The sequence below is a fragment of the Mycolicibacterium obuense genome (assembly GCF_055397605.1).
Map to the genome: position 1 here is coordinate 3,696,547 of NZ_AP043663.1, position 15,638 is coordinate 3,712,184.

A 15,638-nucleotide genomic window follows, 5' to 3' on the forward strand; every position below is an offset into this window, starting at 1 on the left:
CTGTCGATCAGGGACGAGGGAGCCCGAGAATGAACTGGGCGATGATGTTGAGCTGGATCTCCTTGGTACCGCCGCCGATCAGTTCGGCCGGCAGCTGGAAGTACTGCTCGATCAGCGATGCGCCGTCGATTCCGTCATCCTCCAGAAGTCCGGCAGGAGAGCACAGTTCGAGGGTCGCTGCGAACGTGCGACGCAGCATCACGTTCATCGCCACCTTGGCCACGCTGGACGCCGCACCGGGCGTCTGTCCGTCGAGCAGACGCAGCACCTCGCGCACCGCCAACACCTTGATCGCCGTCGCGAGCGCGTCCGCATCGCCGAGGGCGGCGAGTACCTGAACGTGGTCCGGCCCGCCGCGTCCGGCCAGCGCACGCAGGATCACGGCGCGGTCCTCTTTGATGTAGGCGCTGATGGCGACCCTCTCCTGGGCCATGGTCGCGATGGCCAGCCGCCAGCCGTCCGTCGGACCGCCGAGCAGCAGTTCGTCGGGCACGAACACGTCGGTGAGGAAGACCTCGTTGAAATGCGCCTCACCGGTGGCCTGCCGGATGGGCTGCAGATCGATGCCATCGGAACGCATGTCGACGATGAAGTAGCCGATGCCGCGATGCTTGGCCGCGTCGGGATCGGTGCGCGCCAACAGCGCGCCGTAATCGGCGGTGTGCGCCGAGGACGTCCAGATCTTGTGCCCGGTGATGCGCCAGCCCCCGTCGACCTTGACCGCGCGTGTGGTGAGCGCGGCCAGATCCGAGCCCGCGCCCGGTTCGCTGAACAGTTGGCACCAGCCCAGTTCGCCGCGCACCGTGGGCGGGATCAGCTGCTGCGCCACGTGTTCGGGCGCCCCACTGATCAGCGAGGGCAGAATCCACTCTGCGATGCCCAGCGAGGGGCGGACCAGCTGGGGTCGTCTGGCGAATTCTTCGTCGATGATCAACTGCTGACGGGTCGTGGCGTCGAGGCCCCACGGCCGGGGCCAGTGCGGAGCGATCAATCCCGCCTCGGCGAGCAGGGTCCGCTGCGGCCCGGTGGCGAGATTCGGATAGTCGCCCTGGCGGCCGGGCTGATCGTTGCGCAGCGTGGCGGCCTCGTCGAGCACACCGGCCACGAACCTCCGGAAGTCGGCTTCTGTGTCGCCGAGTTTGACTGAAACGTCCCGGTTTTCGAGGCGTGTGAGGTCACCGAGCTGATAGGCGTGGCGGCTGATCGGTCCGATGGAGGCGGCCAGGCTGGTGGCCTTGCGCCAGTACAGGTGGAGATCGTGTTCCCAGGTGTAGCCGATCGCGCCGAACATCGTCAGTGCGTCCAGCACGAAACCCGGTGCGGGGCCGATCGACATCAGCGCCGCCGTTGCGGAGGCAATCCTGTTCTGCGTCAGCGACTCCGATGCCGAGCGAGCGGCGTCCCACGCGGCCGCGGTGGCGAGTTCGCTGTGCACCAGGAGCATGGCCGCCTGATGCTGCAGCGCCTGGAAGGCGCCGATCGGCTTGCCGAACTGCTCGCGGGTGCGCAGATGCTCGGTCACTGCTGCCACACACCACCGGATGACGCCGGACGCGGCCGCCGCGGTCAACGCGAGCGACAGGCACTGCACGCGGGTGTCATCGACGCCGGTGAGCCGGTGCTGCGCCGGGCAGGCGTAGTCATCGAAACGGAGCACGCCGACGTCGACGGTCTTGTCGGTGCCGTCGAGCGGGGACGACTCCACACCCGGGGCCGTCGGATCGACGATGAGCCACAGAGTCCGGCCCGCGGAGCGCGCGGTGACGATGACGACCTGCGCGGAGCAGAGCCCCGGGACGGCCGACGTCGAGCCGTTCAGCGTCCAGCCGTGCTCCGTCGCGGTGGCACGCAGTACGTCGCGGTCGGCGACGACGGCGCCCGGCATTCCCTGGGCGAGTCGGCCCAGCAGATCTCGCGCGGCGGGTTCGTCGTCGGCGAGCATGGCGACGGCACCGGCGATCACGGTCGGCAGCACCGGACCAGGCAGCATCGCGGTGGCGGCGGCCTCCAGCACGCAGGCGACGTCGAGCAGCGAGCCACCACCCCCGCCCACACCCTCGGGTAGATGCACGGCATGAAACCCGTTGGCAGTGAAGTCGTCCCACCAGTCGGGCAGCCCGCCTGCGCTGAGCGAGTCGAAGGCGGCGCGAGTCTTGTCGATCGGTGCGTGCCGCGCCGCGAAGTCCGAGACCGAAGCGGCGAGCTGCGTCTGCTCGGGGGTGAGACCGATCGACGGTGCAACTGCCATGGCGCTCACCCCTCTACCTTGTGAAGTTCTCACGAGACGCAACGTCTCGTCTTGTGGCACACTACGGCCACGACCCCGGCGTGTAAAGACGACGAAAAGGTCGGACGGGAGGCACAGCCATGGCCGCGACAGTCGACGCGCCACGCCGACGCAACGAGAAGTCGCGTCAGGCGATCGTGACGGCGACCCGAGAACTCCTGCTGCTCCGCGGCTTCGACAAACTGACCATCGAGGCGGTGGCCACCCGCGCCGGAGTCGGAAAGCAGACGATCTACCGCTGGTGGCCGAGCCGGCACGCCCTGGCCGCCGACGTCATCCTCGCCGACGCCGATCGCATACTGCGTCCGGTCCCCGCGACCGCGGACGTCGAGGCCGATCTCTGCGCCTGGGCTGTCGAACTCGCGGCGGCGCTGACCACGGTCCGCGGTAACGCGATGCTGAGGTTCCTGACCATCGCCGGCATCGAACACCCGGAGACCGGGCAGCGGCTGCGGGCGGGCTTCTCCACTCCGCTGCGCGACGCTGTCCGCGCGAGGCTCCGCAGCCACGGCTACAGCGAGGCGGTGGCCGCCGATGCGACCGACGCCATCGTGGGCGGCATCGTCCAGGCCGTGCTGACCGAAGGCCGTGAGTTCCCCACCGACCGCGGCGCATCGATCACCCGTACGGTGCTCGCCGGGCTGACCGCGCGGTAAACGAACGCCGGCGGGCGCCAGGGACGATGATGTACCCATGACCGGGCCCTGCGGCAGCGCGCCTCTGCACTGGGAGGCTCGGGCGACCGAAAGGGTCTCGACATGACATCACCGCGTCCGGACATCGTCATCGTCATGACCGACGAGGAGCGGGCGGCGCCACCCTACGAGCCCGCCGCGCTGACCGCCTGGCGCCGCGAGAAGCTGCGCGGCCGAGCCTGGTTCGACGACCACGGCGTGCAGTTCGTCCGCCACTACACGGGCTCGTTGGCGTGCGTGCCGAGTCGGCCGACGATCTTCACCGGGCAGTATCCCGATCTGCACGGTGTCACCCAGACCGACGGAATGGGCAAGGCGTACGACGACTCCCGACTGCGGTGGCTTCGGCCCGGTGAAGTGCCGACGCTCGGCAACTGGTTTCGCGCGGCCGGTTACGACACCCACTATGACGGCAAGTGGCACATCTCTCACGCTGATCTCGTCGACCCTGACACGGGCCGGTCCCTGGCCACCAACGACTCCGACGGCGTGGTCGACCCGCGCGCCGTCGCGCGTTATCTCGACGCCGATCCTCTTGCCCCGTACGGCTTCTCCGGCTGGGTGGGCCCGGAACCCCACGGCGCCAAACTGTCCGACGCCGGCATCCGCCGCGACCCGTTGATCGCCGATCGCGTGGTCGCCTGGTTGAAAGACCGCTACGCACGGCGGCGACGCGGCGAAACAGCTGCGCTACGCCCATTTCTGCTCGTCGCGAGCTTCGTCAACCCTCACGACATCGTGCTGTTCCCGGCGTGGTCACGGCGCAGTCCGCTACGCGCGTCGCACCTCGATCCCCCACCGGTGCCGCCTGCACCCTCTGCCGACGAGGACCTCTCCACGAAACCCGCCGCCCAGATCGCTTTTCGGGACGCGTACTACTCGGGCTACGGGCCCAACAGAATGATCGAGCGCACCTACGAACGCGATGCGCAGAACTACCGGGATCTCTACTACCGTCTGCACGCCGAAGTCGATGATCCGATCGACCGGGTACGCCGCGCTGTCACCGAGGGCGGCTCCGACGACGCCGTGCTGGTGCGCACCGCTGACCACGGCGATCTGCTGGGCGCTCACGGTGGGCTGCACCAGAAGTGGTTCAACCTGTACGACGAGGCCACTCGGGTTCCGTTCGTCATCGCCCGTGTCGGACGCCGTTCGTCGACGGCTCGCACCGTGGCCGCGCCGACCTCCCATGTCGACCTGGTGCCCACTCTGCTCTCTGCTGCCGGCGTCGACATCCCTGCCACCGCCTGCAATCTCGCCGAGACGTTCACCGAGGTGCACCCGCTCCCCGGCCGGGACCTGATGCCTGTCGTCGACGGTGCTGACGCCGACAGCACCCGGGCGGTGTACCTGATGACACGTGACAACGTCCTGGAAGGTGACACGGGGGCATCCGGCGTTGCACGCATGCTGAGGTTGACATCCGCGGTGCCTCGACCGCTGCGTATCCGCGTCCCGGCCCATACCGCAGCCAATTTCGAAGGCCTGGTGCTGCGCGTGGACGAAGACACCGCACCGAACGGAGCGGGGCACCTGTGGAAACTGGTCCGCTCCTTCGACGATCCAGCGACGTGGACAGAGCCAGGGGTGCGCCAGCTCGCCGCGACCGGGATCGGCGGGCCGATGTACCGGTCGGACCCGCTCGACGACCAGTGGGAGCTCTACGATCTGGACGCCGATCCCACAGAGGTGCACAACCGGTGGGCCGACGAGGAGGTGCACGATCTGCGTGCCCACCTCCGGGCTCAGCTCAAAACCGTTCGCGCCGAAGCAGTTCCGGAAAGAAATCAACCATGGCCGTATGCCCGGCGTCGGCCGCCGCAACGTCGGCGCCCGGGTCGTCTACTCCGCTGGCGCTGAACCGTCGGGCCGCTCCGATCGCGACACGAACAGGCCGTCGCGCAGCAGCGTGTCGACCGCCCGCTGCCAGCGTTCGAGTTGCGCCGGCTCCGTCAGCGGCGCGGGAAGATGCCGATCCACGTGTGATCGGAGGCTGATGGCACCGAGCGCCAGCACGATGGCGTTGATCGCGGCCCAGGTGACGTCGACGTCCGGGCGCACCTCGCCGCGGTCGATGCGCTGCTGCCACCGCGCCACACCCACGCCGATCAATGCGTCGAAGAGCCGGGTCCCCACCGCGCTGCCGTCGACCAGGGCGCGACTCAGATAGGCGGCGACTTCGGGATGGTCGGCGAATATCGCGGTGACGCGCCCGCCGATCTCGGCCACCGAGTCGACGGGTGGTTCCGGCAGCGGACGTGCCATCGACGACACCACGAGCTCGAGAACGAACTCGTCGACCGCAGCGATCAATCCGGCCTTGGTCGCGAAGTGATGCTGCACCAGACCCAGCGACACCCCGGCGGCGGCGGCCACCCCGCGCATGGTCGTCGCGCCGGTGCCGCTGCGGGCGAAACTCTGCAGCGCGGCCTGCCGAATTCGCTCGATGTTGCGGGGTTCCTCAGATCTCCCGCCGCGCACGTCAGAGGCCACGTGGGTAACCGTAGACAACTCCACCCACGAGCGGGCATCACCATACAAATGTATCGTCATTGCGATACAGGCGTATCGTCGTCGCCGACGGGGAATACGCGGAGGGCAAAGAATGCCCAGAGCCGAGGAAGGGGTGTGGCCATGAATCCGGTATCGATCACGGAGTTGCCGTGGACCGCGCCGTGCACGCGCGATCCCGATCGGTGGACCACCGCCACCGATGAAGGCGCCAAGGAGCTGTGCCGGTCCTGCCCACGTAGATGGCAGTGTGCGCGTGAGGCGTGCGTGACGCCTGGAGCCGTCGGACTGTGGGCGGGCATCGTGCTTCCCGAAGGCGGGCGCAACCGACAGTTCGCTCTGAAGCAGCTGCGTTCGCTCGCCGAGCGGAACGGACATCCCGTCCGCAAACGCTGACGCCAGATCAGCGCGAAGGTTCGCTGGGATTCAGGGCGGTCGACTCGACGGGCTCGACGTCTGTTGCGGTCGTGGAGACGAACTCGTCGATCAGGTCGATGACGGCATCTGGCTGCTCGACGTGTGGGAAATGCCCGACACCGGGAAGCACCTCGAGGCGGCACGCGGGCCGGAGTTCAGCCAGCGCCCGGCCGTGTTCGACCGGAATGATGCGGTCGTCATCGCCCCAGATCACCAGTGTCGGCAGCTCCGAGGTCAGGTACAGCCGGTTCAGCGCGCTGACCGCCTGTCCGCGATAGTCCACCACCGACCTCAGCGTGCGCAGGAACGCCTGCCGGGTCTGCGATTCCGACAGCGACGCATAGGCGCTCCACATCTCGGCACCTCGCGGCGACTGGATGCTGTGCGACGACAACCAGCCGCGAACAGCGTTGCCGACCCGCACCACAGGCGGGGGCGCGATGACCGGCAGCAGGAACTCTGCGCCCGGCGCGGACAGCAGCCGCAGCGTCCATCCGACGTCCTGGCCGAGGCCGCCGCTGCTGATGAGGATCAGTCGGCGGCAGTACTCGCGATGCTGGTAGGCGAACTGCATCGCGACGCCGCCACCGAGCGACTGACCGACCACCGTCACCCGGGGAACGGCGAGCTCGTCGAGAAGATCACGCAGACCCACCGCGAAGGCGCCCAGCGAGTAGTCGCTGCGCGGCTTCGCGGACTGCCCGTGCCCCAGGAGGTCCGGGGCGATCACGCGATAGCGCTTGGCCAGCCGCGGAATCACCGACCGCCAGGTGTCGGAACTGCCCGCCATCCCGTGGATGAGGAGCAGCACCTCATCGCCGCTGCCCTCGTCTCGGTAGGCGAGCCGATCGCCGTGCAGATCCAGGAACTTCACGTCGCTCATGCTCAAAAAGTTCCCTCGTTCGCGGGCATCATGCGACTGATCGTCGCAAAACACACTCCAGACGTACAGGCGTGACCATGGTCACGCGTCCTCAGGTTTTCCCTCGTTGACGAGCGGGTAACTTTTCGGCGACACGCCGGGATGCCGGCAGCCAGAGGAGGAAGCCATGGGCGAGAGGTCCGAAATCGTCAGCGCAGACGACCCGTTCAACGAGGCCGTGGCGACCACCGGCCTGTTCCTGATGATCTCGGCGATCATCGCGCTCGCGTTCGCACTGGGCAGCTGGAGTCTGTCGGAGACGTTGTTCGCCGTGCTCTCCGGAGCCGTCGCGCTGCTGAGTTTCGCGGCGAGCATGTTCTGCTTCACCTCCCAGGCTCGCGAACAGGCGCCGGTCGAAGTCTCTGCCTGATTCGCCACAGCGACCGCCTGGTGTGCGCCCAGCGCTGAGTCTGGGGCGATTCGACGCTCAGGACGCACACCAGCACGAGAGTTGGTGCGCGAGGGGGGACTTGAACCCCCACGTCCGAAGACAATGGAACCTAAATCCATCGCGTCTGCCATTCCGCCACTCGCGCATGAGCCTGACGATCGTAACGCGGTACCGTTGAGCAGTGTCCACTACGCGGCGTAGGAGGCCGGCGCTCATCCTGCTGACGATCGCCGCTGCCTCGGGCTGCCTCGCCTTGGCGTGGTGGCAGTGGACACGCTTCGAATCGACCTCCGGCGACTTCCAGAACCTGGGGTACGCGCTGCAGTGGCCGGCGTTCGCCGGCTTCTGCGTCTACGCCTACTACAAGTTCGTCCGCTACGAGGATGCGCCGCCCGCCCCGCAGAACACGGAGACCCCCACCGAGATCCCGGCGGGCCTCCTCCCCGAGCGACCGAAGGCAGCGCCGATCGAAGCCGATGTGACGCTGCGCGAATACAACGCTTACCTCGCAGAACTCGCCAGAAGCAATGGCGATGACAAGACGACAGGAACCGGTACGTGACCGCACCCGAATCTCCCTCGCCGATCGCCTCCGTCGACACCGTCCGCAAAGCACTCACCGGATACCGGGTCATGGCATGGGCCACGGGTGTCTGGCTGATCGCCCTCTGCTACGAGATGGTGATGAAGTACGGCTTCGGCGACGACTCACTCGGCTGGATCGCCGTCGTGCACGGCTGGGTGTACTTCGTCTATCTGCTCTTCACGGCCAACCTGGCGGTGAAGGTCCGCTGGCCGATCGCCAAGACCGTCGGCATTCTTCTCGCAGGCACGATCCCGTTGGTCGGCATCATCGTCGAGCACTTCCAGACGCAGAAGATCAAGGACCAATTCGGTCTGAGCTGACCCCTCACACCAGCTCGCGCAGCGACGGCAGCAGCGCAGTCAGCGCCCGGCCCCGGTGCGACGCCGCGTCCTTCTCCTGCGGCGTCAGCTCCGCTGCCGTGCGCTCCGATCCGGCCGGCAGGAACACCGGGTCGTACCCGAAGCCCCCCGCGCCGCGCGGCTCGCGCACGACAGTGCCACGCCACTCGCCGCGCACCACGACGGCGTCACCGTCGCCGGGACCGTGGACCAGCGCACAGGCGGACACGAAGGCCGCCCCGCGGCGCTCGTCGGGGACGTCGGCCAGCTGGGCGAGCAGCAGCGCGGTGTTGGCGGCGTCGTCGCCGTGCCGGCCCGCCCACCGCGCACTCAGCACGCCCGGCATGGCGTTGAGCGCATCCACTTCGACGCCCGAATCGTCGGCAACCGACGGCAGGCCCGTCGCGGCGTATGCGTCCCGCGCCTTTGCCAGCGCGTTTTCTTCGAACGTCGCTCCGGTCTCGGGCGCCTCATCGAACGCAGGGACGTCGGCCAGTGACAGCAGCGACAGACCCGCCACCCCGGCAGCATCGAGCACCCGCTGGAGTTCGGTCAACTTCTTGAGGTTGCGGGTGGCAACCAAGAGCCGGGTCAGCTTCCGAACGCCTTCTTCGCGGGCTCGCCCGATTCGGGCAGCGTCCCCGGATACGGCAACTCCAACGCTTCGCGCTGCACCACGAACAACTGGTCGCACGCGGCCATGGCCGCGTCGAGCATCTTGTCCAGAGTCGAACGCGGGAACGTGGCGCCCTCTCCCGTGCCCTGGATCTCGACCAGAGTGCCGGTGTCGGTCGCGACGACGTTCATGTCCACCTCGGCGCGCGAATCCTCGGTGTAGGGCAGATCGACCCGGATGCGCCCGTCGACGACGCCGACGCTGACCGCGGCGATCGCACACGACAGCGGCCGCGGGTCCTTGAGCTTCCCGGTGGCGGCCAGGTACGTCACCGCATCCGCCAGGGCGACGTACGCGCCGGTGATGGCTGCAGTGCGGGTGCCACCGTCAGCCTGCAGCACGTCGCAGTCGATCGCGATCGTGTTCTCCCCCAGCGCGGCCAGGTCGATGCAGGCGCGCAGTGAACGCCCGACCAGACGGCTGATCTCCTGCGTGCGACCCCCCACGCGGCCCTTCACCGACTCCCGGTCGGAACGGTCGTGGGTGGCGGCGGGCAGCATCGCGTACTCCGCGGTCAGCCAGCCCTGGCCCGAGCCCTTGCGCCACCGAGGCACGCCTTCGGTGACGCTCGCCGTGCACATCACCCGTGTCTGCCCGAACTCGACCAGCACCGATCCCGCCGGATGCGTGGTGAAGCCGCGGGTCAGGGTGACCGGGCGAAGCTCGTCGTCGAGCCGGCCGTCTTCTCGTCTGGACACGGGCCAACCCTAGCTGGTCGCCACGACAGCACCGAGATCGACGTAATGGCGGGCGCCTCTCGCACAAACCCGCCCAAATGTCGGTTTGGGCGAAAGAGGGGAGGTCAGCCGCGCGTGATGTCGAAGGCTTCGTTGGCGACGACCGCATGGACCGGGCCGTCGAATTCGGCCTTCGCCTCGCTGATGACGTCCTCGCGCGACGTCCACGGCGGGATGTGGGTCAGCAGCAGTTCCCTGACCCCGGCGTTGGCCGCGGCGCGACCCGCTTCGGTACCCGACAGGTGTAACCGCGGGGGACGGCTCGGATCATGCGTCCACGACGCCTCACACAGGAACACGTCGGCGCCGCGCGCCAAGTCGATGAGCGCGTCGCAGTAGCCGGTGTCCCCGCTGTACACCAGCGTCGCGCCGGACGGGTCCGTGATGCGCATGCCATAGGACTCCGTGGGATGACACACGAGGCGCGGCACGATCGTCAGAGACCCGATCTCGACGGCCTGGTTGTCGACGAAGTGCCGGATGTCGAAGATGTCGCTGAAGTCGTCGATCTCCCCGCCTTCCGGCGAGGACGCCGCGCCCAGCCGCGCCCAGGTGTTGGCGGGCCCGTACACGACGCCGCGCTCGGTCGCCGGGCTCGGGTGGTACCGACGCCACACGAACAACCCGGGCAGATCCAGGCAGTGGTCGGCATGCAGATGCGAGAGCAGGACGTGCACCGAATTCGGGTCGGCGTGGCGCTGCAGAGCGCCGAGGACTCCCCCGCCGAAGTCGAGAACCAGCGGCGGTGTGTCGGGCGCGGTCACCAGATAACCGGACGCGGGCGAGTCAGGTCCGACCACACTGCCGGAACACCCCAGTACGGTGACTCGCACGCCCACTAGCTTGCCATGCCCGTCAGCGCCATGCGGAAAACATCGCCGCTTTCTCGATACTTTGGGAGACCCGGATCATGTCCTGGTCGCAGCGTGACCCTGAACATGGCGCACCCCGTCCAGGGTCGGCCCCAGGAAACGCGCCGCCAGCCGTGTGAACGCCTCCGGATCGCCCGTCGCCTCGAACAACCGCGTCGGCGCGGGCGCGCTGTCACCGGGGTGCGGCCGCAGCAGGTCGCGCTCGGTCAGCACCCGTAACAGGTCCTTTGCTGTCTCCTCGGCACTCGACACCAGTGTCACGTCCTGGCCCATCGCCAGCTGGATCAGACCCGACAGCATCGGGTAGTGCGTGCACCCCAGCACCAGCGTGTCGACCTGCGCCTGCTGCAGCGGTTCGAGGTACCCCTCGGCCAGGCCGAGAACCTGCCGGCCGCTCGTCACGCCGCGCTCCACGAAGTCGACGAAGCGCGGGCACGCCACCGAGAACACCTCGAGGTCACGCGCCGCGGCGAAGGCGTCCTGGTAGGCGCCCGACGCGATGGTCGCAGCCGTACCGATGACCCCGATCCGGCCGGTGCGCGTGGTGCTGACCGCGCGTCGCACGGCAGGAAGGATCACCTCGACGACGGGAATCGGCGCGTAGCGCTCCCGCGCATCGCGCAGGCAGGCCGACGACGCGGTGTTGCAGGCGATCACCAACGCCTTGATGCCCCGCTCGGCGAGATCGTCGCCGATCGCCAGCGCGTGCTCCCGGATCTGCGGCACCGTGAGCGGACCGTAGGGCCCGTTGGCCGTGTCGCCGACGTAGTCGATGTGCTCGTCGGGCAGTTGGTCGATGATGGCCCGGGCGACCGTCAGACCCCCGACACCGGAATCGAAGATCCCGATCGGCAATTCGGCGCTCATCGGGTGAGGTACGGCGGAGCAGGAGCGCCCTTGGCGACGGCGCGGGTACGCCGCTCCGGGCCGGACAGCAGGTAGGCCGCGAGAACCCCGGCCAGCGCACCGCAGAGGTGCCCCTGCCACGACACGCCGAGCGTGCCGGGCAACACCCCGAGCAGCACGCTGCCGTAGAAGAACAGCACGACGACGCCGACGACGATCTGCCACACCTTGCGGGTGAAGAAGCCGAAGACGATCAAGAAGGTGAGCCAGCCGAAGATGAGGCCGGACGCCCCGATGTGGTTGGTCTCGCAGCGCACACCGATGTAGGGGCACTGGGCGCCGACATTGCCGATCAGCCAGGTGCCCAGACCGCCGACCAGCCAGATGATCGCGGTGGCGAACACGAAGCGGGACAGCCCGGCCAACGTCACCAGGAATCCGAGCACCAACGCCGGAACGGTGTTGGCCATCAAGTGTTCCCAGTTGGAATGCAGCAACGGGGCGAACAGGATGCCCGCCAGCCCGTCGGTTTCCAACGGCCGAATACCGTTGCTGTCCAACCGATGCCCACTGACGGCGTCGAAAGCCTCGATGACCCAGAGCAATACGACGAACGACACGATGGTGATCCCGCCGACGAGCCAGCCGGGGCGATTGCGCCCCGCGGTCGGGGCGGGGCCTCCACCGGTGCCCGTCATGCCCATAGTTGCCCTTCCAGCGCATCCTCTGCGTCGTCCAGGCTACCGGCGTAGGCGCCGGTCGACAGATACTTCCACCCGGCGTCGCAGACGGTGAACGCGATGTCGGCACGCTCCCCCGCCTTGACGGCCTTGGCCGCCATGCCCAGCGCCGCGTGCAGGATCGCACCGGTGGAAATTCCCGCGAAGATGCCCTCCACCTGGATCAGCTCGCGGGTGCGGCGCACCGCGTCGAAGGACCCGACCGCGAACCGGGTGGTCAACACCTCGGGGTCGTAGAGCTCGGGGATGAAGCCCTCGTCGATGTTGCGCAGTGCGTACACGCCTTCCCCGTAGCGGGGTTCGGCCGCGACGATCTGCACACCGGGGACGTTCTCGCGCAGGAACCGACCGGTGCCCATCAGGGTGCCGGTGGTGCCCAGTCCCGCGACGAAATGGGTGATCTCGGGCAGGTCGGCCAGCAGTTCCGGGCCGGTGCCCTCGTAGTGCGCGATGGCATTGGCCGGGTTGCCGTACTGGTAGAGCATGACCCACGAGGGGTTCTGTGCGGCAAGCTCTTTGGCGTGTGCCACCGCCGTGTTCGAGCCGCCCTCGGCCGGGGAGTAGATGATGCGAGCGCCGTAGAGCTCGAGCAGCTGGCGACGCTCGATGGAGGTGTTCTCCGGCATCACGCAGATCATGTTGTAGCCCTTGAGGAGGGCCGCCATCGCCAGCGAGATACCGGTGTTGCCACTGGTCGGCTCGAGGATCGTCGCGCCGGGATGGAGACGTCCGGCACGCTCTGCCTCTTCGATCATGCGCAGCGCAGGCCGGTCCTTGATGGAGCCCGTCGGGTTCCGGTCTTCGAGCTTGGCCCACAGCCGGACGTGCGGCTCGCCATCCCAGGCCGGAGAGAGCCGAGGCAAACCGACCAGCGGCGTGCCGCCGAGAGCCTGCAGCAGGGAGTCGTACCTCATCAGCCTCCTGCCACGGCCGGCAGGATCGTCACCGAATCCCCGTCGGAGATCTCGGTGTTCAAGCCGCCCGAGAATCGCACGTCCTCGTCGTTGACGTAGATGTTGACGAACTTGTGCAGCTTGCCGTTATCGACGAGGCGCTCGGTGATCCCCGAGTAGTTGGCTTCCAGATCGTCGATCACCGCCTGCAGAGTGTCGCCCGTGGCGGACACCCGCTTCTCGCCGCCGGTGTGGGTGCGCAGGATCGTCGGGATGGACACGGTCACGGACATGGCAGGGCTCCTCGGTTCTGGGTTGTCTGGCGTCAGTACTGCTCGACGATGGTGACGGGCTCTTCGGTGACCACGCCGTCCACGATGCGGTAGCTGCGCAGCTCGTGCTCGTCGGGGTCTCGTGTCGACACGAGCACGTAGTGAGCATCGGGCTCGGATGCATACGAGATGTCGGTGCGGCTCGGGTAGGCCTCGGTGGCGGTGTGCGAGTGATAGATCACCACAGGCGCCTCGTCGGCGTCGTCCATGGCCCGCCACACCTTGAGCTGCTCACCGGAGTCGAACCGGTAGAAGGTCGGCGACCGCTCGGCGTTGACCATCGCGATGAACCGCTCCGGGCGATCGGACCCCTCGGGTCCGGCGATCACCCCGCACGCCTCGTCGGGGTGATCGGCGCGCGCGTGATCGACCATCGCCGCCACGAGGTCAGCACGAATCGTCAGCACCCGCCCTCCTTCATTCGAACGCTCCGGGCAACAGCCCACGGTAGGTGGGTATTCCGGCGATCCCGTCGGCGGCCAGGACTCCGGCGAGCACCGCGCTGGCCAGCACGTCGGCGGCGGCGGCGCCGATCGCCGTCATCAGGGGCACCTCCGGCGACATCGACGCCGGGATCGTGGGGTCGGGTTCGATCTCCACGGCGCCGGTGGCCAGCGCGAACACCGTGTCACCGTCCATCGGCGTGTGACACGGGCGGATCGTGCGGGCGAGCCCGTCCTGCGCGGCGACCGCGACGCGGCGGCAGGCCGCCTTGCTCAATGCGGCGTCGGTGGCCACGACGGCGATCGTGGTGTTGAGCGGACTGAGTTCGCCGTGCCGGTCGGCATAGGCCGCGATCTGGTCGGCCGGCGGTGCCACCAGACCGAATTCCTCGATGTGGCGGGCCTGCCAGGGCAGTCCGGTGTCGGGGTCGACGACGTCGCCGGCGGAGTTCACGACGACCAGTGCACCGACGGTGACGCCGATGTCGAGGGTCACCGACGCCGTCCCGACGCCGCCCTTGAGCACCCCGGCGCGGGCGCCGACGCCCGCGCCGACGGTTCCGATGGCAGTGTCGAAGGCCGCGCCCGCGGCCGCCCGATAGCCGTACTCCGCGGTTGGCCGGCACTGCCAGCCGCCCACGGGCAGATCGAAGATCACCGCGGCGGGCACGATCGGCACCACCCCGCCGCCGCCGGCAGCGGTCAAGGCCACGCCACGCTGCTGCTCCTCCAGCCACGTCATCACGCCGTCCGCGGCGGCCAGCCCGAAGGCGCTGCCGCCGGTCAGGACCACCGCGTCGACGTGCCGCACCGAATTACTGGGGTCCAGCAGGTCGGTTTCGCGGGTGCCCGGCGCGCCACCGCGACCGTCGACCGCGCCGGTCGTGCCCGGAGGCGTCAGCACGACGGTGGTTCCGGTCGCCCACCCCGAGCCCAGTGCGGCGTCGGGGTCGATCGTGTGGTGGTGCCCGACGCGGATGCCCGCCACATCGGTGATCGCGCCCGCCATCAGCGTCCCCCACCCATCAGGCTGACCACCAGGGAGTCCTGCAGCACGGTCAGCCACTGGTACACGTCGAGATGGCCGGCCATGGGATGGTCGCCAGGGAGTCTGTCGGGTCCTTCCGGCCCGATCTCGAGCATCGTGCCCAGCGCCAGGCGCACGTCATTGACCGCCGCGACCCATGCCTGCGCGTCGTCCTCGGTGAGCTCGAACTTTCCGCCGCCGGGAGGCATCGTCGCCAGCAGGCGGTCCGCCGCCGCACGCTTGGCGTCGATGATCTCGGGCTCGTGCAGACTGCGCAGCGCGCTGTTGAGGCTTTCGGCGGGCCCCGAACCCGCGGGGTGGTCGGTCGCCGGCTTGTAGAAATCCGGCAGTAGCCGTTTCATCGTATCGTCTTGCGGCGCAGTCGAATTGCCGGTCCTGATACCAGTGATCTCGGCGAGTTCGTCGACCGGTGCCGACGAGGCCCGGTCGTCGAGCATGCCGAGAAGCGACGTCACCAGGCTGGACACCAGGTCTGCCTCATGCGCGGCCAGCGCCGACCTGAACCGCGGGCCGTCACTGCCGTCGACCCTCTTCCACTTACGCACAGCCGGGTCAGCGGTCCTGTTGCAGCGTCGCCCACAACCCGGCGGCGTGGAGCTTGGACACGTCGACCTCCATGGATTCCCGGGAGCCGGCCGAGACGACGGCCTTGCCCTCGTTGTGCACCTGCAGCATCAGCTTGGTGGCGTGCGGCTCGCTGTAGCCGAACAGCTTCTGGAGCACGTAGGTCACGTACGTCATCAGGTTCACCGGGTCGTCCCACACGATCGTGACCCACGGGGTGTCCGCCGCGGTGTCGGTACTCACCTCACGTTCTACGCGGGTATCCGGTCGTGCCTTCGCCGGCGTCACCATGGGTGCCAGAATACCGGGGTCGCCCCCGGGGTCCGAACCGATACGG

20 protein-coding genes and 1 tRNA gene are annotated in these 15,638 nt (G+C 68.4%); 6 read left to right on the forward strand and 15 right to left on the reverse strand.

The window, feature by feature from the left end; all coding sequences use genetic code 11:
* Positions 1 to 7: 7 nt before the first annotated feature.
* The gene (locus ACZ50N_RS17535) at positions 8 to 2,248 is read right to left on the reverse strand and encodes an acyl-CoA dehydrogenase family protein (protein ID WP_464473417.1); all 2,241 of its coding nucleotides are present in this window, start codon (positions 2,246 to 2,248) and stop codon (positions 8 to 10) included.
* Between the two features lie 119 nt (positions 2,249 to 2,367).
* Between ACZ50N_RS17535 and ACZ50N_RS17540 the strand changes: the two genes are divergently transcribed.
* On the forward strand, positions 2,368 to 2,943 hold the full coding sequence (locus ACZ50N_RS17540) for a TetR/AcrR family transcriptional regulator (RefSeq protein ID WP_464473418.1): 576 nt from the start codon (positions 2,368 to 2,370) through the stop codon (positions 2,941 to 2,943).
* A gap of 102 nt (positions 2,944 to 3,045) precedes the next feature.
* On the forward strand, positions 3,046 to 4,845 hold the full coding sequence (locus ACZ50N_RS17545) for a sulfatase-like hydrolase/transferase (protein ID WP_464473419.1): 1,800 nt from the start codon (positions 3,046 to 3,048) through the stop codon (positions 4,843 to 4,845).
* On the opposite strand, the gene ACZ50N_RS17550 is transcribed toward ACZ50N_RS17545, so the two are convergent.
* Entirely contained in the window at positions 4,828 to 5,478 is a 651-nt protein-coding gene (locus ACZ50N_RS17550; RefSeq protein WP_048423782.1) for a TetR/AcrR family transcriptional regulator, read from the reverse strand. The genes ACZ50N_RS17545 and ACZ50N_RS17550 overlap by 18 nt on opposite strands.
* Positions 5,479 to 5,619: 141 nt before the next feature.
* Between ACZ50N_RS17550 and ACZ50N_RS17555 the strand changes: the two genes are divergently transcribed.
* The gene (locus ACZ50N_RS17555; RefSeq protein WP_046364602.1) at positions 5,620 to 5,892 is read left to right on the forward strand and encodes a WhiB family transcriptional regulator; all 273 of its coding nucleotides are present in this window, start codon (positions 5,620 to 5,622) and stop codon (positions 5,890 to 5,892) included.
* 7 nt (positions 5,893 to 5,899) lie between these two features.
* On the opposite strand, the gene ACZ50N_RS17560 is transcribed toward ACZ50N_RS17555, so the two are convergent.
* On the reverse strand, positions 5,900 to 6,796 hold the full coding sequence (locus ACZ50N_RS17560; protein WP_046364603.1) for an alpha/beta fold hydrolase: 897 nt from the start codon (positions 6,794 to 6,796) through the stop codon (positions 5,900 to 5,902).
* A gap of 166 nt (positions 6,797 to 6,962) precedes the next feature.
* Here ACZ50N_RS17560 and ACZ50N_RS17565 point away from each other — a divergent pair, with 166 nt between their 5' ends.
* Positions 6,963 to 7,205, forward strand: coding sequence for a hypothetical protein (locus ACZ50N_RS17565; protein WP_046364604.1), 243 nt, complete (start codon positions 6,963 to 6,965; stop codon positions 7,203 to 7,205).
* An 82-nt stretch (positions 7,206 to 7,287) separates the two neighbouring features.
* Here ACZ50N_RS17565 and ACZ50N_RS17570 read toward each other — a convergent pair.
* Positions 7,288 to 7,371, reverse strand: a tRNA-Leu gene (locus ACZ50N_RS17570).
* Between the two features lie 36 nt (positions 7,372 to 7,407).
* On the opposite strand from ACZ50N_RS17570, the gene ACZ50N_RS17575 reads away from it, so the two are divergent.
* On the forward strand, positions 7,408 to 7,788 hold the full coding sequence (locus tag ACZ50N_RS17575) for a hypothetical protein (protein ID WP_464473420.1): 381 nt from the start codon (positions 7,408 to 7,410) through the stop codon (positions 7,786 to 7,788).
* The gene (locus ACZ50N_RS17580; RefSeq protein WP_133414896.1) at positions 7,785 to 8,132 is read left to right on the forward strand and encodes a DUF3817 domain-containing protein; all 348 of its coding nucleotides are present in this window, start codon (positions 7,785 to 7,787) and stop codon (positions 8,130 to 8,132) included. Before ACZ50N_RS17575 ends, ACZ50N_RS17580 begins: the two co-directional genes overlap by 4 nt.
* Positions 8,133 to 8,136: 4 nt before the next feature.
* Here the strand turns inward: ACZ50N_RS17580 and rdgB are convergent, their stop codons facing one another.
* The 11 genes from rdgB to clpS form a co-directional block, all read right to left on the reverse strand.
* On the reverse strand, positions 8,137 to 8,745 hold the full coding sequence (rdgB, locus tag ACZ50N_RS17585) for an RdgB/HAM1 family non-canonical purine NTP pyrophosphatase (protein WP_082164209.1): 609 nt from the start codon (positions 8,743 to 8,745) through the stop codon (positions 8,137 to 8,139).
* The gene (rph, locus tag ACZ50N_RS17590; RefSeq protein ID WP_046364607.1) at positions 8,742 to 9,524 is read right to left on the reverse strand and encodes a ribonuclease PH; all 783 of its coding nucleotides are present in this window, start codon (positions 9,522 to 9,524) and stop codon (positions 8,742 to 8,744) included. Before rph ends, rdgB begins: the two co-directional genes overlap by 4 nt.
* Positions 9,525 to 9,628: 104 nt before the next feature.
* Positions 9,629 to 10,402: a cyclic nucleotide-degrading phosphodiesterase gene (locus ACZ50N_RS17595; protein WP_046364608.1), complete on the reverse strand. Its 774-nt coding sequence runs from the start codon at positions 10,400 to 10,402 to the stop codon at positions 9,629 to 9,631.
* A gap of 69 nt (positions 10,403 to 10,471) precedes the next feature.
* On the reverse strand, positions 10,472 to 11,302 hold the full coding sequence (gene murI, locus ACZ50N_RS17600) for a glutamate racemase (protein ID WP_464473421.1): 831 nt from the start codon (positions 11,300 to 11,302) through the stop codon (positions 10,472 to 10,474).
* Positions 11,299 to 11,985, reverse strand: a complete 687-nt coding sequence (locus ACZ50N_RS17605; protein WP_464473422.1) for a rhomboid family intramembrane serine protease — start codon at positions 11,983 to 11,985, stop codon at positions 11,299 to 11,301. Before ACZ50N_RS17605 ends, murI begins: the two co-directional genes overlap by 4 nt.
* Positions 11,976 to 12,938: a PLP-dependent cysteine synthase family protein gene (locus ACZ50N_RS17610; protein ID WP_048423789.1), complete on the reverse strand. Its 963-nt coding sequence runs from the start codon at positions 12,936 to 12,938 to the stop codon at positions 11,976 to 11,978. The genes ACZ50N_RS17605 and ACZ50N_RS17610 overlap by 10 nt, the downstream gene beginning before the upstream one ends.
* Positions 12,935 to 13,207: a MoaD/ThiS family protein gene (locus tag ACZ50N_RS17615; RefSeq protein WP_046364612.1), complete on the reverse strand. Its 273-nt coding sequence runs from the start codon at positions 13,205 to 13,207 to the stop codon at positions 12,935 to 12,937. Before ACZ50N_RS17615 ends, ACZ50N_RS17610 begins: the two co-directional genes overlap by 4 nt.
* A gap of 32 nt (positions 13,208 to 13,239) precedes the next feature.
* Positions 13,240 to 13,653, reverse strand: a complete 414-nt coding sequence (locus ACZ50N_RS17620; RefSeq protein ID WP_046364613.1) for a M67 family metallopeptidase — start codon at positions 13,651 to 13,653, stop codon at positions 13,240 to 13,242.
* 10 nt (positions 13,654 to 13,663) lie between these two features.
* A complete protein-coding gene (locus tag ACZ50N_RS17625; RefSeq protein ID WP_277243659.1) occupies positions 13,664 to 14,698 on the reverse strand; it encodes a P1 family peptidase in 1,035 nt (344 codons plus the stop codon).
* A complete protein-coding gene (gene aosR, locus ACZ50N_RS17630; RefSeq protein ID WP_464473423.1) occupies positions 14,698 to 15,282 on the reverse strand; it encodes an oxidative stress transcriptional regulator AosR in 585 nt (194 codons plus the stop codon). Before aosR ends, ACZ50N_RS17625 begins: the two co-directional genes overlap by 1 nt.
* Before the next feature lie 7 nt (positions 15,283 to 15,289).
* Positions 15,290 to 15,592 (reverse strand): ATP-dependent Clp protease adapter ClpS, encoded by a 303-nt coding sequence (gene clpS, locus ACZ50N_RS17635; protein ID WP_046361410.1) that lies wholly within the window; start codon positions 15,590 to 15,592, stop codon positions 15,290 to 15,292.
* Between the last annotated feature and the right edge of the window lie 46 nt (positions 15,593 to 15,638).